This is a genomic window from Bauldia litoralis, assembly GCF_900104485.1.
Classification (GTDB): Bacteria; Pseudomonadota; Alphaproteobacteria; order Rhizobiales; family Kaistiaceae; genus Bauldia; species Bauldia litoralis.
This window is the reverse complement of the sequence record NZ_FMXQ01000004.1, coordinates 122,109-135,731: the sequence shown is the minus strand read 5'-3', so window position 1 is coordinate 135,731 and position 13,623 is coordinate 122,109. Positions and strand designations below refer to the sequence as shown.

Genomic DNA, 13,623 nt, shown 5'->3' with positions numbered 1-13,623 from the left:
GGGCTAGCCTTCGATCCTGGAGAAGTCCGCCACGGCGCGCGTCGCCTCGCGGATCAGGTTGAGGAGACGGAGCCGGTTGGCCCGGATTTCTGGGTCGTCGTCATTGACGCGCACCGCCTCGAAAAACGCATCGACCGGCGCGCGCAGCCGCGCCAGCGCCCGCATCGCGTCGTCGAAATCCTCGACCGCGACGGCGGCCTCGACTTCGCCGGTCGCCGCGCCGATCGCCTCGTAGAGCGCCTTTTCCTCCGGCGCGACCAGCCGACCGGCATCGACGGCACCGTCGAAGGATTCGCCGGCTTTCTTTTCCTCCTCGCGGAGAATGTTGGCAGCCCGCTTGGTCCCGGCCAGCAGGTTTTTTCCGTCCTCGGTCTCGAGAAAACGCCCGAGCGCCTCGACGCGGCGGACGATGAGGAGGAGGTCGTCCTGCCCCTCGAGCGCGATCACCGCATCGACAAGATCGTGCCGCGCGCCCTGCTCGCGAAGCTGGACCTTGAGGCGATCGGCAAAGAAGGCGAGGAGATCAGGCGTCAAGATCTCGCGGCGTGCCGCTGTCGTTATGCCAGTGTTCCTCGCCGCGTGGGCACGCCAGGCGAAACCGATTATTTCTTCAAGGTGAAGCCGAGCCTCGTTCGAAAGGATCACACGGAGAGCCCCAAGAGCCGCCCTCCGCAGCGCATACGGATCCTTTGAGCCCGTCGGCTTCTCTTCTTCGAACCAGAAGCCGACCAGCATGTCGAGTTTCTCGGCCAGCGCCACGGCAATCGCCACCGGGTCGGTCGGCACGCTGTCGGACGGGCCCACCGGCTTGTAGTGATCCTCGATCGCCGCCGCGACCGACGGGTCCTCGCCCTGCGCCGCGGCGTAGTAGCGGCCCATCAGCCCCTGCAGTTCCGGAAACTCGCCGACCATCTCCGAGACAAGATCGGCCTTGGCGAGATTGGCCGCCCGCTCCGCCTTGCCGGCATCGGCGCCGACCAGCGGCGCGATCTCGCGGGCCAGCCGCGCGATGCGTTCGACCCGTTCGCCTTGCGTCCCCAGCTTCTCGTGGAAGACGATGTTCTGCGCTCTGAGCTTGGCCAGCCGCTGGTCGAGCGGCTTGTCGCTCGATTCGCGATAGCCGGCCAGCGGCGCGAGGTCGGTCCGCCAGAAATGCCGCGCGTCGGCGAGGCGCGCCCGGATGACCCGCTCGTTGCCGGCGACGATCGCCTTGCCGCCATCCGGCGCCTCGATGTTGGCAACCAGGACGAAGCGGTTGGCGAGGCGCGCCTGTGCGTCCTTCGAGGCTCGCTCCGCTCGCACCTCAGGATGGCGAAGCGGGGCGCCCTGCTCCTCTGCCGCTGCCGGCGCCTCAGGATGGCCAGGCGATTTGCCTGCCACATCCGCACCCTCAACACTTCCTCTCCCCTCGCCATCCTGAGGTGCTCCGCGCAGCGGAGCCTCGAAGGACGCGGCACCGGAAGGATTTTCTTTCCCTGTCGCGCGTTCCGCGCTCCCCGCCTCTTGGAGCACAAAGCACTTCTGGTTGGCGCGGATGGTGGCGCGGATGACCTCCGGCGGGATCTCCAGGAAGTCCGCGTCGAAGGAGCCGACCAGCACCACCGGCCATTCGACCAGCCCGGCGACTTCTTCCAGCAGCCCCTCGTCCTCGACAAGTTCGAGGCCGAGCGCCAGCGCCCGGTCGCGGGCATCGGCGAGGATCATCTCCTTCCGCCGGTCGGCGTCGAGCACCACCCTGGCCTTTTCCAGCTTCGGCCCGTAGTCGTCGAAGCGCTTCACCCGGATCGCGTCCGGCGCCATGAAGCGGTGGCCGTGGGTCGTGTCGCCGGAGACGATGCCGTCGATCTCGAAGGGCACCACCTCGGTGTCCTCGGTCTCCGGCCCGAAGACGCAAAGCACCGAATGCAGCGGCCGCACCCAGGTCAGGCTGCCCGGCCTGGCCGAGGCCGCGCCCCAGCGCATCGCCTTCGGCCACGGGAAGCCGCGCACCACGGCCGGCACGATCTCGGCGATCACCTCTTCCGCCGTCCGCCCGGCCTTCTCGATGACGGCGACATAGACGTCGCCCTTCTTGGTCTCCTGGATCGTCGCCTGCTCGATCGACGACAACCCGGCGCCGCGCAGGAACCCCTCGATCGCCTTGTCGGGCGCGCCGACGCGCGGCCCTTTTCGCTCCTCGCGGGTGTCCGGCGAGCGCGCCGGCAGCCCGTGGACGGTCAGCGCCAGCCGGCGCGGCGTGGCGAAAGCCCGGGCGCCCTCATAGACCAGCCCCGCCTCGACCAGCGCGTCGGTGACCAGCTTGCGCAGGTCGTCCGCCGCCTTGCGCTGCATGCGAGCGGGAATCTCTTCCGAAAACAGTTCGAACAAAAGATCAGGCATGGTCGGTTATTCTACTTTCCCAGGTCCTGGCCGAAGGCGATGTCCTGGTCGTCGAGGTCCTGGATGCCGAATTCGAGCACGCCGTACGGCTTCTCACCGAGTTCGTAATCGATGGTCGCGCCGCGGCTCTTCATCTCGTCATACATGGCGCGCGCATCGTCGACCCAGAAATAGGCGTTCCACATCTGGTCGCGCATCCGCCAGTGGGGAACGATGGTGTCCTCGGCGCGGACCTGGCTCAGCATCAGGTGGGCGCTGTCGCGCTTGAGGATGGCGAAGTCCGGCGGCTCGCCCCACATGCCGCCGACCGTGAAGCCGACCTTGTCGACCCAGTAGGCGACGCTCGCCGGGACGTTCCGCACCATCAGGATCGGCGCATGGGCGATGATCTTGGCCTGGCTCATGGCTTCACCCCGTCCGGGCATTGCAGTTCGAGCTTCACGCCCTCCGGCCCGATGACGAAGATCTGGCGAAGCGGCCGGTCCGGCACCTGCGTGGCGCGATAGGCGATGCCGGCCGCGTCGAGCTCGGCCCGCTTGGCGTCGAAGTCGAACGGCCCGAAGGCGAGGTGGTCGATCCAGCCGGCCTCCTTCGGGTCGCGGTCGGTGCCCTGCATGTGGACGATCGCGGTGTCGCCGAGATAGAGCCAGTAGCCGGGGAAGTCGAAGGGCGGCCGCTCGCCGACCCTCAGCCCCAGCACCGTCACCAGGAAGTCGCGCATCGCCTCCTGGTCGTTGGCGCGGATATTGACGTGGTCAAGCCGCATCGGACAGCCCTCCCCCCTCGGTCGCCAGCCACGCCGCGCCACAGGCCTTGGCCAGTTCGCGCACCCGCAGGATATAGCTCTGCCGCTCGGTCACCGCGATGACGCCGCGCGCATCGAGCAGGTTGAAGGCATGGCTCGCCTTGATGCACTGGTCATAGGCCGGCAGCGCCAGTTGATGCGCCGCGCCGGCCTCGCCGGGTGCCCCGGCATCGAGCAGCGCCCGGCACTCGCGCTCGGCATCCTCGAAATGGCGCTTCAGCATCTCGGTGTCGGCATGCTCGAAATTGTGCCGCGAGTATTCCCGCTCGGCCTGGAGGAAGACGTCGCCATAGGTCACCTTGTCGGCGCCCTCGCGGCCGTTGAAGTTGAGGTCGTAGACGTTGTCGACGCCCTGCACATACATCGCCAGCCGCTCCAGCCCGTAGGTCAGCTCGCCGGCCACCGGCTCGCAGGCGAAGCCCGCGACCTGCTGGAAATAGGTGAATTGCGACACCTCCATGCCGTCGCACCAGCATTCCCAGCCCAGCCCCCAGGCACCCAGCGTCGGGCTCTCCCAGTCGTCCTCGACGAAGCGCACGTCGTGGAGCCCCATGTCGAGGCCGATCGCGCCGAGCGACTTGAGGTAGAGGTCCTGGAGGTCCGGCGGCGACGGCTTGATGATCACCTGGAACTGGTAATAGTGCTGCAGCCGGTTGGGGTTGTCACCATAGCGCCCGTCGGTCGGTCGCCGCGACGGCTGCACATAGGCCGCCTTCCACGGCCGCGGTCCCAGCGCCCGCAAGGTGGTCGCCGGGTGAAAGGTCCCCGCCCCCATCTCGGAATCGTAGGGCTGGAGGACGGCGCAGCCATAGTCCGCCCAGTAGCGCTGCAGCGCGAGGATCAGCCCCTGAAACGAGCGGTCCGGGCGCATATGGGTCGGCAAGGCGTCGGTCATGGGTCGGATGGGTCCCGCGAAGATCGGCCGGCAAACGGCGCGGGAAGCTATAAAGGTGCAGGCCTAGGGGTCAAGCCGGGTCAGGGCCGTCGAGCCGGTGCTCGGCCGTCACCTCCAGTGCATGGCTGTCGCGCGCCGCGCCACCGTCTTGCGGCCGATGGCCGGCAATCGCGGTGTCGCGGGCGCGGATCAGGGCGGCAATCTCCGGCTCATGGGCGGTCAGCACGGCGGTCAGCCAGCGGTTCACCAGGTAATTCGGCTGCGGCATGTGAACGTCGAAGCGCGGCAGCAGCGCGATCGTCGCTTCCGCCTCCAGCCAGTCGTCGCCGACCACCCACTGGTTGACGGTGAACAGCCGCAGCAGGCGGCCGTGGGCGTCGACGCCAACGGCGCACAGGTGATGGATCGGCCCGTCCTTGCCCTCCGGCCGGATGAAGCAGTGAAAATGGCCGTGCTCGGCCGCCCCCGGCGACGGATCGTGGCAGTGGTAGAACCACTGCGCGCCGCTTTGCGGATCGAAGACCTCGCCGACCGGATAGGCGGTCCAGGTGTCGGGCTGCTCGACCCCGCGCAGCGTTTCGGTCAGCACCGTCGCGCCGCCCTTGGCCAGCACCTGCGCGCAGAAGGCGATCTCCTGGCGGGCAGTCGTGCGGGCCGCGTCGCTCACGGGTCGCGGTCCGGCACCAGATCGGGCGCTTCGGATGCGCCCTCCGGCAGCCTGGCCGGCGGCGGCGGCGGCGCGGCGCGGGGGGCTTCGGCCGTCGGCTTCGGCGCGGGGGGCGGCGGTGGCGGCAGCTTGCCCTCCTTTGCCTGCGGCATCGGCGCGGGCGGCGGCGGGGCCGCCTTGAGCGGCGCCCCGGCGGCGCAGGGCGATTGCACCGGCGTCCCGGCCGAACAGGGCGAGGCACCGCGCGCCACCGGCGCGGAGGACGCGGCCGGCGCCGGCTCGGGCACGCCCCAGGCGACGTGATCGTAGGTCACCGCAGCCGTCGTCAGGGCAAGGGCGGCGGCGAACAGCGCGGTGTTGCGACCCTCGCTCATGCCTGCCTCCGCTTGAAGCCATCCAGCCCGAACAGCGGCCGCGCGGCAACGCCGACCAGCGACCCGACAAAGGCCGATGCGAACCACAACCAGCCATGCAGGCTGCCGGAGGCAATACCGGAGAAAAGCGCACCGATGTTGCAGCCGAAGCTGAGCCGGGCGCCATAGCCCATCAGCAGGCCGCCCGCCGCCGCCGCGACCAGCGACGCCAGCGGCAGCGCCGCCTTCGGCGCGAACTTGCCGGCGAGCGAGGCTGCCAGCGCCGCACCGAGGATGAGCCCGAAATCCATCACCGACACCGTGTCGGCAAGCACCGAATTCGACAGGGCCTCGGCCTGGGCCGGCCAGGTCCAGAATGTCCAGGTTTCGACCGGTACGCCAACCGCCGCGGCGATCTTGGCGCCCCACAGGCCGAATCCATAGGTGATCGACCAGGGGTGACCGGCGACCAGCAGCGTCGCGATGTTGAGGAGCGCCAGCGCCAGCCCTGCCCCGACCAGCGGCCACGGGCCGACCAGCAGCCAGCGCCATCCCGGCCGGCGCGGCGCGGGTTCGCTCTCGAGGCCGCCATGGGGGCGCTTTTCGATGACGGCGGTGATCAGCGCGACCGCCGCCAGCCCGGCCACCGTCACGGCGATGGCGAGCGGCAGGCCGAGCTCCGTGCCGAGCCCGATCGGCGGCAGCGACGGCTGTTCGAGCCACCACGGCAGATGCGCCGTGCCGATCACCGCGCCGACGATGAAGAAGGCCAGCGTCACCAGCATGCGGGTCGAGCCGCCGCCGACGGTGAACAGCGTGCCGGAGCCGCAACCGCCGCCGAGTTGCATGCCGAGACCGAAGATCGCCGCGCCGACCAGCACCGAGACACCGACCGGCGCGATGGCGCCGACCAGCGGCTGGCTGCCGAGGCTGCCGGCGGCGATCAGCGGCATCATGGCGATCGCCGCGACGCCGACCATCAGCATCTGGGCGCGCATCCCGCGCCCGCGCCGTTCCACCACCATGCGCCGCCACGCCCCGGTGAAGCCGAAGGAGCCGTGATAGAGCGCGACGCCAAACCCGCCGCCGATCAGCAGCAGGGTCGCCTGGCGGAGATCGACCAGCCACCAGATCGCGGCGAATCCGGCGAGCAGGAAGGCGGCCGCCACCGTCGCCGGGCTGCGGTCGACGGCAAGCTCGGGCAGGAAACCGCCTGAAGCGGTCGGGGCCGAAGCGGAAAGGCTCATGGTCGGGGCAATCCGGTCTGGAACGACGATTGACGGCAGCGGGCGGCGCGCGACGTCGGCCACGCGCCGCCCGGTTGCCAGGGGGCCCTGCTACTGGCGGGCGGGATCCATCGGACGGGACGGATCCTGCGTCCATTCGGCCATCGAGCCATCATACATGGCGGTCTTGTCGTTGCCGAGCACCTCGCTCAGGCCGAACCACGCCACCGAGGCCCAGTGGCCGGTGTTGCAGAAGGTGATGTTGGCGTCGTCCGCGCCAACGCCGACGGCGCTCGCCAGGGCCGCCACCGTCTCCGGCTGGGCGAACTGGGCGTATTCGCCGCTGTAGAGCTCCGAATGCGGCAGGTTGACCGAACCGGGGATGGTGCCGGCGACGGCGACGACCGGGCTCTTGGATTCGCCACGGAACTGCTCGACCGGGCGGCCGTCGACCAGCGGCGTCTTGTTCTCCAGCGCCGCCAGCACGTCCTCGGTCGTGGCGAGCAGCGTGTCGTTGATCGTCACCTCGAAGGACGATGTCTCCGGCGTCACCGGCTCGGCGACGCGCTCGCCGCCGATGGCGTCATACTGGCGCCAGCCGCCGTCGAGGATCGAAACCGCGTCATGGCCGAGATAGCGGAACGTCCAGTAGATGCGGGTCGCCGAACCAAACTCGGTGGAATCGGTGCCCCAGGGCACGATCACCACGTGGTCGTCATTGTCGATGCCGAGGCTCTCGATCAGGCCGGTGATGTCGGCGACCGGCGGGATCTTGCCCGGCACGCCGTCGATCTCCGTCCGCCAGCCGGCGGTGCCGTAGGGGGCCGACACGGCATGGGCGATGTACGGCTTGTCGCCGAGATCGGTGTTCTCGACATCGCCGCGGACGTCGACGATGACGACATTCTCCTGGCCGGCATGCTCGACAACCCAGGCGGCGTCGACAAGCGGGCCGGCGCCGTCGAGCGCCAGGGCGGGGGAAGCGAACGCGGCAAGCGCCGCGATGGCGATGGGGAGACGGGTCACGGGTGCGGTCCTTTTCATGGTTGCCAGGCGATGACGCTGGATGCGTATCGTCAGGGCATGCGGAAAACTGGACTCATAGCTAGGTAACCCGCCCCCCGACGACGAGGAAACGGCCACTCCGGCAACCGGACAAACGGAAAATAGTTTTGCGCCCCCGCGCCGTCCGGCAGCATGGCGCGCGCAATTCACGGGCGCCGCCGCCAGGACCGCTGCCCTTCCCGGTCGGCACGACCAGGCGAACCGTCTTCTTAACGATGATCGCATTTGCTACAATCCGCCTGTCCCGCACGCGCCGATTGTTAAGGACCTTGGTCCAGAATCCGAGCCGCAGAATACCTGCCTCGACAGGCCTGCCGTCGCGGGCCATCAGGCGAAGCGTCGAAACGTCATAACCGCCCCCAGGGAAGGAAAGTCATGCCCATGAGATACGGTCGCAGCCTGAAGACTTCTGTCGCCTTGCCGTCGATGACAGCGCTTGCCGTCGTCGCCGGGCTCTTCGCCACGACGGCCTCGGCCGACGAACAGGATGCCCGCCGCATCTTTCAGGAAATGTCGGATTACATGGCGGCGCAGACCGCCTTCTCCTTCACCTATGACGCGACGCTCGACCTCGTCACCCCCGAGGAGCAGACCCTGACGCTGGCCAGTTCCGGCACCGTCTCGGTCGCCCGGCCCGACAAGATGGCGGCGACCCGCACCGGCGGCTTCGCCGATGTCGAGATGGTCTTCGACGGCAAGACGATGACCTTCGTCGCCAAGTCGGCCAACGCCTATGGCGAGATCGACGTCCCCGGCGACATCGACAACCTGATCGACACCCTGCGCGACACGTACAAGCGCCCTCTGCCCGCAGCGGACCTGCTGATGGCCGATGTCAACGCCCAGCTCATGCCGCTGGTCACCGACGTCAAGGACCTCGGCAGCGGCGTCGTCGGCGGCATCGAATGCAACCACTTCGCCTTCCGCACCGATGACGTCGACTGGCAGATCTGGATCGCCGTCGGCGACGCTCCCCACCCCTGCCGCTATACCATCAGCAGCAAGACGGTCGGCGGCTCGCCGCAATACACGATGGTGGTCAGCGACTGGAAGGCCGGCGCCGACGCCGTCGGCAGCGACTTCACCGCCGTCATCCCGGACGGCGCGACCAAGGTCGACGCCAACGCCATCGCCGACAAGCTGCCCGACAACTTCACCCTGACCGGAGACGCAAAATAATGAACCTGACCAAACGCATCGCCGTCGGCCTCTTCGCCGTCGCCGTCGCCATCACCGGCCTTGAACTCGGCCAGGGCCTGTCCGTCCCCGGCGTCCACGGCGTCGTCAACGAGGCCAGCGCCCGGGTCGGCCGCCCGCTGACCCCGGTCAGCGTCGCCGGCGTCGGCCGCCGCACCGTCCGCCGCTGCGCCGCGGGCGTCTACTACTGCTGACCGGCAGAAAAGAGCCAATGCGCTCCTCCCCCGTTCGCGGGGGAGGAGGACCGTCGCCCAGACGATGATGAGGGGCGCCCGGATGCCGCCCCGGCTTCGCTGCCCTTACTTGTAGCGCTGGTAGAGTTCGCCCATCGCCTTGCCGGCGCCGAGGTCGGAGTCGCGGCCACCGACATTGGTCACCACCACGATCGCCAGGTCGCGGTCCTGGTCGATGAGGATCTTCGCCAGGTTGAAGTTGTTGGAGCCGTTGTGGGTGAGGAGTTCTTCCTCCGCCCAGTCGAACTTCTCGATGCTCCAGCCGTAGGCGTAGCCGCCCTGCTTCGGAGTCCCCGGCGGCGGATTCGGCCGCTCCGGCGTGCGGAGCTTTTCGGCATGGATATGCGCCAGCGTCGGCGGCTGGACCAGCTGCGGTCCGCGCATCCCCTTGCCGGCATTCCAGGCGGCCCAGTGGGCAAAGTCGAGGATCGACATGTGGTTCGTCCCGACCGGCGCAAGGAGCGGCGGCACGTCCGCCCATGAGCCCCACAGGCGCGGTTCGATCGTGCCGTCTTCAAGCTTCAGGTGCCCGACCGCCGCATCGATCAGCCCCGTCGTCGCCGTCGGGCCGAGGCCGGCGCTTTTCAGTCCGAGCGGATTGTAGATCCGTCCGCGGATCAGCGCTTCCCACGGCTGCCCGGTCACCGCCTCGATCATCGCGCCGGCGGTCATGTAGCCGAAATTGGCATACTGGAAAGCCGACCCTTCTGGCACAACCGGCGCATTGTGCTTCCACGCGTCGAGCGCCATCAGGCGGAGCGCCGTCGGGCTGTTGTCGAAGGCGTTGGCATTGAAATAGATGTCGATCATCTCTTCCGTATCGGTCGGGATGCCGCTGCTATGGGACAGGAGCTGGTCGAGGGTCACCGCGGCAAGGCCGGGATTCATCCCGGGCACCGCGTCGCCAAGCACTTCGCCGATGGTCGAATCCCAGCGCAGGTCACCGCTCTCGACCAGCATTCCGGCGATCGTCGCGGTCATCGCCTTGCCGTCGGAGCCGATGTGGATGCGGTCGTCGATGGTCACCGCAACGCCGCTGCCCAGCGCCCGTTCGCCGACCGCGCCGGCGGCGACGATCTCGCCGTCCTTGGCGACCGCGGCGAACAGCGCTGGAAGCGCAAACTCCTGCTGGATCGGCTCGAGCATGTCGCCGAGATCGGCCATGCCCTCCTCGGCAATCGCGCCTGACGACAGCCCGGCCACCACCACGCCAACACATCCCATTCTGACAGCGCGCATCGTCATCTCCCCCGATCCTTGTCGGCCTGCGATCTCTCCCGCCCAGCAATAGGCCGGGTCCGCGTCACGGGCCACCGCAAATGTCAGGCGGTCCCTAACACTTCCTGACCGCCGCCTGGCCCGCGGGCATCCCGATCAAATTCGCGTCCCCCCAGCGGTGGTCGGGCGACGGTCGCCTGTGTTATCTGACCAGTCATGTTTCGAGGGCTGAGACATCGGGGACGGACGCTGGCGATTGTCGCGCTGGCGCTGGGGCTGGCGGGTCAGGCCGGCAGCGCGGCCGTCGCCGCGCCGAAGGCGGCGATCGTCGTCGATGCCGAAACTGGCAAGATCCTCTATTCGGACCAGGCGGATGCCAGCCGTCATCCGGCGTCGCTGACCAAGATGATGACGCTCTACATGCTGTTCACATCGATCAACAGCGGCCGGATGAGTTCCAGGACCCAGATCGCCATGTCGCCGCATTGCGCCGCGCAGCCGCCGACCAAGCTCGGCCTCAAGCCCGGCCAGACGATCCGGGCGCGCGACGCCATCCTCGCCCTCGTCACCAAGTCGGCCAACGACGTCGCTTGCGCCGTCGGCGAGCATATCAGCGGCACCGAAAGCGCCTTCGCCCAGGCGATGACCGCGAAGGCGCGACAGCTCGGCATGACCCGCACCGTCTTCCGCAACGCCTCCGGCCTGCCCGATCCCGCCCAGGTGACGACGGCGCGCGACATGGCCATCCTCGGCAAGGCCCTGCAGGACGATTTCCCGCGCAGCTTCAAATATTTCGACACCAAGTCCTTCCGCTATGACGGCAAGACCTACACCAACCACAACAAACTCCTCGGCCGGGTCGATGGCGTCGACGGCATCAAGACCGGCTACACCCGGGCCTCGGGCTTCAACCTGGTCTGCTCGGCCAACCGCGGCGGCCGCGAACTCATCGCCGTCGTCCTCGGCGGCAACACCGGCCGCGCCCGCGACCAGCGCATGACCGAACTCCTCGAGGAATACCTTCCGCCTGAACGCAAACGCTGGCGGCTGTTTCGACGCAGGTAGAAACCCTTCGGAAAATCGGCACGCACAGTCGTGCCATGTGCCGCGGCTTTCGCGTGCCTTGCATCTCCGATACGGTTCGCAAGCCGCTGACCAGCACGCAGGTCGAAACAGGGGCCTTTCGACTCACGGTCCGGGGATCTTGAGATGACGTCGATCAGGGTTTTCCGAATCCCGTTTGTTCTTGTCGGGCTTGCATTCGCAGTCTCGCTCGCAGCGAAGCCGGCCGTCAGTCAGGAGGACGCGCTCCACTGGCGCATGAACAGCCTCCTATATCCAAAACTGTTTGGCGAAGCCGGAGAACGTTTCGCCGAGACCGTGCGACGCCTGTCGGATGGCCGCTTCGTCATTGAGGTTCATGACCGGCTCGTGCTCGATCAGGAGACATTCGGTGCGCTCGAGTCCGGCCTGATCGACGCCGTTTGGGGATCGGCGGGCCACCACCACCGCGAGGATCCGGCGCTGACGATCTTCAGCGGCTTCCCCTTCGGTCCCGATCCGGCCGTCTTCACGGCCTGGATGCAGTCCGGCGGTGGCCGCGAGGCGCTGCAGGCGATCTATGCCCGCCACGGCATGAAGAGCCTCTACTGCGGCATCCTGCCGTCGGAGGGCGGCGGCTGGTTCCTGGAGCCCATCGATGGCATCGAGGACCTGGACGGCCTGGCGATGCGCAGTTTCGGCTATGGCGCAAGGGTGCTGCAAAGGCTCGGCGTCATCGCTTATGAGCTGCCCGGCCAGGAAATCCGACCGGCGTTGGAGACCGGGCTGATCGAGGCGGCGGAATTTTCCTTGCCGTCGATCGATGCCGAACTCGGAATCGCCGAGATCGCCGGGCACCTCTACTTCCCCGGCTGGCAGCAGCCCGTCACCTCGCTCGAGATCCTGATGCCCGAGCAGCGCTGGGCGGCGCTTTCAGACCACAACAAGGCGATACTCGAGGCGGCCTGCGGCGACACGCTTTCCTGGACCGCTTCCGAGGCGGTCGCACGCCAGGTCGAGGCTCTCGACCGGTTTCGCACGATGGGCGTCGAATTCCACCGCTGGCCCGACGAGGTGCTCCTGGCGTTGCGCAAGGCGTGGGACGAGGTGATCGCTGAGGACGTTGCCAACGACCCGGTCCTTGCGAAAGCCTGGGACGACTATCTCCGCTTCGCGGACGACTTTGCAGACTGGCAATCGCGGACCGACGTCGAATGGGCCGGCTCAACCCGGCAAGCCGGCGAGTCTCAGCCCATCGAGGAATAAGGCGCGGCCGGCCTCGTCGGCAAAGCCATCGAAGGACTGGGCCACGGCGGCGACGCTGTGCTCGGGTCGCTGTTTCCGGGCGGCCCTTATCACCAGTTCCGCCTCGTCGATCCGGCCGGCATGGGCAAGGCTCGCGGCGAAGAGCCATCCCGGCCACCATCGCGCATTGGCGAAGGTCCCGGCGCCGTAGAGCGGGCCGAATCTCTCCGCTGCGCGGGCCGACTCACCGGCGAGCAGATAGCTGAGGCCGGCAACCTGGCGATGCCAGTCCGGCGGACTCGGATTCTTGAGCAAGGCTTGCTCGATCACGCCGACGGCGTCCGTCGGGTGGCCCGTCAGAGCCAGCGCCTGTGCCAGCACGGCAAGATTGTCGGCATCGTCGGGCGCGATGGCAACCGCGGCACGCGCGCTTGCCAGCGCATCGACCGGTGAGCGCAGTTCCTGGAAAGGAGCAAGCAGCCGCATCTCCGCAAGCAGCCGATGAGAACGATCGCTTCCACCGCTTGCCACGGAGCGCTCGACCAGTTCGAGCGCCCTTTGCATTTCGCGTCTGCCGCCGCCCCAGGCCAGGTGCTGCACTTCGAGCCAGTAGGTCAGCCCCAGGCCGGCCAACGCTCCGGGATTGTCGGGATCTTCAGAGACGACTTGCTCAAGCAGCCGCCGCGCCTGCTCATTGTTCTCGCGGCGTCGCCAGTCGCGACCCTCCAACAGTGCCTCCGCCTGCCGGACGGCCGTGACCGCGGCGCCAGGCGCTTCGTCGGGCGCCGGGTGCGGCGTTCCCCACCAGACAACGGGTGCGACCAGCAACAGGCCTGCGACCAGACCGGCGGCCAGACCGAGACCGGATTTTGACACCGGCCGTGCATCGGAAGCGGTTTCCGACTCCGCCGCCAGCATGTAGCCGCGTCGCGGCATCGTGCGCAGCAATTTGGCCGCCTGCGGCCCGAGGGCACGCCGGATATCGCTGACGCAATGGGCGAGAGAATCGTCGGAGACGATGACGTCCGGCCAGACCTCAAGGATCAGGTCATCCTTGCTGACCAGTGTGCCGCGCCGCTCGCACAGGACCTCGAGCAGGCGATACGACTTCGGCCTGAGCGGCCGCTCGGCGCCCGTCGCATCCTCCAGGTAGCCGCCCGCGCGGTTCAGCACGAAATCGCCGAGGCGGATGGTCCGCAAATCCTGCATGCCGGGCACCGAAACGATGTTCCAGCGAGAATTGTAGCAAAATTTCAAGGCGCTTTCAGGGTTCTTTCAATACTTCACGCGCCGCACGGC

13 protein-coding genes and 1 pseudogene are annotated in these 13,623 nt (G+C 68.1%); 4 read left to right on the top strand and 10 right to left on the bottom strand.

The annotated features are described in order from the left end of the window. Nucleotides 1-3: 3 nt before the first annotated feature. The 8 genes from glyS to BLT60_RS10830 all read right to left on the bottom strand — a co-directional run bounded on the left by glyS (nt 4) and on the right by BLT60_RS10830 (nt 7,351). Entirely contained in the window at nt 4-2,379 is a 2,376-nt protein-coding gene (gene glyS / locus BLT60_RS10865) for a glycine--tRNA ligase subunit beta (RefSeq protein ID WP_090876474.1), read from the bottom strand. A gap of 11 nt (nt 2,380-2,390) precedes the next feature. Next, entirely contained in the window at nt 2,391-2,783 is a 393-nt protein-coding gene (locus BLT60_RS10860) for a VOC family protein (protein WP_090876473.1), read from the bottom strand. Continuing rightward, entirely contained in the window at nt 2,780-3,145 is a 366-nt protein-coding gene (locus tag BLT60_RS10855) for a VOC family protein (protein ID WP_090876472.1), read from the bottom strand. The genes BLT60_RS10860 and BLT60_RS10855 overlap by 4 nt, the downstream gene beginning before the upstream one ends. Continuing rightward, nucleotides 3,135-4,055, bottom strand: coding sequence for a glycine--tRNA ligase subunit alpha (locus BLT60_RS10850; protein ID WP_090876767.1), 921 nt, complete (start codon nt 4,053-4,055; stop codon nt 3,135-3,137). The genes BLT60_RS10855 and BLT60_RS10850 overlap by 11 nt, the downstream gene beginning before the upstream one ends. A 94-nt stretch (nt 4,056-4,149) precedes the next feature. Continuing rightward, nucleotides 4,150-4,746 (bottom strand): DUF6969 family protein, encoded by a 597-nt coding sequence (locus BLT60_RS10845; protein ID WP_090876471.1) that lies wholly within the window; start codon nt 4,744-4,746, stop codon nt 4,150-4,152. After that, nucleotides 4,743-5,120: a hypothetical protein gene (locus BLT60_RS10840; RefSeq protein WP_090876470.1), complete on the bottom strand. Its 378-nt coding sequence runs from the start codon at nt 5,118-5,120 to the stop codon at nt 4,743-4,745. Before BLT60_RS10840 ends, BLT60_RS10845 begins: the two co-directional genes overlap by 4 nt. Continuing rightward, on the bottom strand, nt 5,117-6,346 hold the full coding sequence (locus BLT60_RS10835; protein WP_090876469.1) for a YeeE/YedE family protein: 1,230 nt from the start codon (nt 6,344-6,346) through the stop codon (nt 5,117-5,119). Before BLT60_RS10835 ends, BLT60_RS10840 begins: the two co-directional genes overlap by 4 nt. A 90-nt stretch (nt 6,347-6,436) precedes the next feature. Continuing rightward, the gene (locus tag BLT60_RS10830; protein WP_244521218.1) at nt 6,437-7,351 is read right to left on the bottom strand and encodes a sulfurtransferase; all 915 of its coding nucleotides are present in this window, start codon (nt 7,349-7,351) and stop codon (nt 6,437-6,439) included. Between the two features lie 420 nt (nt 7,352-7,771). Between BLT60_RS10830 and BLT60_RS10825 the strand changes: the two genes are divergently transcribed. Both BLT60_RS10825 and BLT60_RS10820 read left to right on the top strand, forming a co-directional pair. Beyond that, on the top strand, nt 7,772-8,569 hold the full coding sequence (locus BLT60_RS10825; RefSeq protein ID WP_090876766.1) for a DUF2092 domain-containing protein: 798 nt from the start codon (nt 7,772-7,774) through the stop codon (nt 8,567-8,569). Further along, nucleotides 8,569-8,781 (top strand): hypothetical protein, encoded by a 213-nt coding sequence (locus BLT60_RS10820; RefSeq protein ID WP_090876467.1) that lies wholly within the window; start codon nt 8,569-8,571, stop codon nt 8,779-8,781. Before BLT60_RS10825 ends, BLT60_RS10820 begins: the two co-directional genes overlap by 1 nt. Before the next feature lie 105 nt (nt 8,782-8,886). Here BLT60_RS10820 and BLT60_RS10815 read toward each other — a convergent pair whose 3' ends face one another. Continuing rightward, a complete protein-coding gene (locus BLT60_RS10815; protein WP_244521217.1) occupies nt 8,887-10,059 on the bottom strand; it encodes a serine hydrolase domain-containing protein in 1,173 nt (390 codons plus the stop codon). Between the two features lie 195 nt (nt 10,060-10,254). Here BLT60_RS10815 and BLT60_RS10810 point away from each other — a divergent pair. Together BLT60_RS10810 and BLT60_RS10805 are read left to right on the top strand one after the other, a co-directional pair. Continuing rightward, nucleotides 10,255-11,064: pseudogene (locus BLT60_RS10810) on the top strand (D-alanyl-D-alanine carboxypeptidase family protein); the annotation flags it as partial. 294 nt (nt 11,065-11,358) lie between these two features. Next, nucleotides 11,359-12,345, top strand: coding sequence for a TRAP transporter substrate-binding protein (locus BLT60_RS10805; RefSeq protein WP_210185594.1), 987 nt, complete (start codon nt 11,359-11,361; stop codon nt 12,343-12,345). On the opposite strand, the gene BLT60_RS10800 is transcribed toward BLT60_RS10805, so the two are convergent. Beyond that, nucleotides 12,304-13,581 (bottom strand): winged helix-turn-helix domain-containing protein, encoded by a 1,278-nt coding sequence (locus BLT60_RS10800; protein WP_210185593.1) that lies wholly within the window; start codon nt 13,579-13,581, stop codon nt 12,304-12,306. The genes BLT60_RS10805 and BLT60_RS10800 overlap by 42 nt on opposite strands. Nucleotides 13,582-13,623 lie beyond the last annotated feature (42 nt).

What these genes read in the sequence shown, in the direction of transcription:
- BLT60_RS10805 (WP_210185594.1), top strand. Translation starts at nt 11,359, where the DNA reads ATGAACAGCCTCCTATATCCAAAACTGTTTGGCGAAGCCGGAGAACGT.
- BLT60_RS10860 (WP_090876473.1), bottom strand. Translation starts at nt 2,783, where the DNA reads ATGAGCCAGGCCAAGATCATCGCCCATGCGCCGATCCTGATGGTGCGG.
- BLT60_RS10850 (WP_090876767.1), bottom strand. Translation starts at nt 4,055, where the DNA reads ATGCGCCCGGACCGCTCGTTTCAGGGGCTGATCCTCGCGCTGCAGCGC.
- BLT60_RS10840 (WP_090876470.1), bottom strand. Translation starts at nt 5,120, where the DNA reads ATGAGCGAGGGTCGCAACACCGCGCTGTTCGCCGCCGCCCTTGCCCTG.
- BLT60_RS10835 (WP_090876469.1), bottom strand. Translation starts at nt 6,346, where the DNA reads ATGAGCCTTTCCGCTTCGGCCCCGACCGCTTCAGGCGGTTTCCTGCCC.
- BLT60_RS10815 (WP_244521217.1), bottom strand. Translation starts at nt 10,059, where the DNA reads ATGCGCGCTGTCAGAATGGGATGTGTTGGCGTGGTGGTGGCCGGGCTG.
- BLT60_RS10855 (WP_090876472.1), bottom strand. Translation starts at nt 3,145, where the DNA reads ATGCGGCTTGACCACGTCAATATCCGCGCCAACGACCAGGAGGCGATG.
- BLT60_RS10820 (WP_090876467.1), top strand. Translation starts at nt 8,569, where the DNA reads ATGAACCTGACCAAACGCATCGCCGTCGGCCTCTTCGCCGTCGCCGTC.
- glyS (WP_090876474.1), bottom strand. Translation starts at nt 2,379, where the DNA reads ATGCCTGATCTTTTGTTCGAACTGTTTTCGGAAGAGATTCCCGCTCGC.
- BLT60_RS10825 (WP_090876766.1), top strand. Translation starts at nt 7,772, where the DNA reads ATGAGATACGGTCGCAGCCTGAAGACTTCTGTCGCCTTGCCGTCGATG.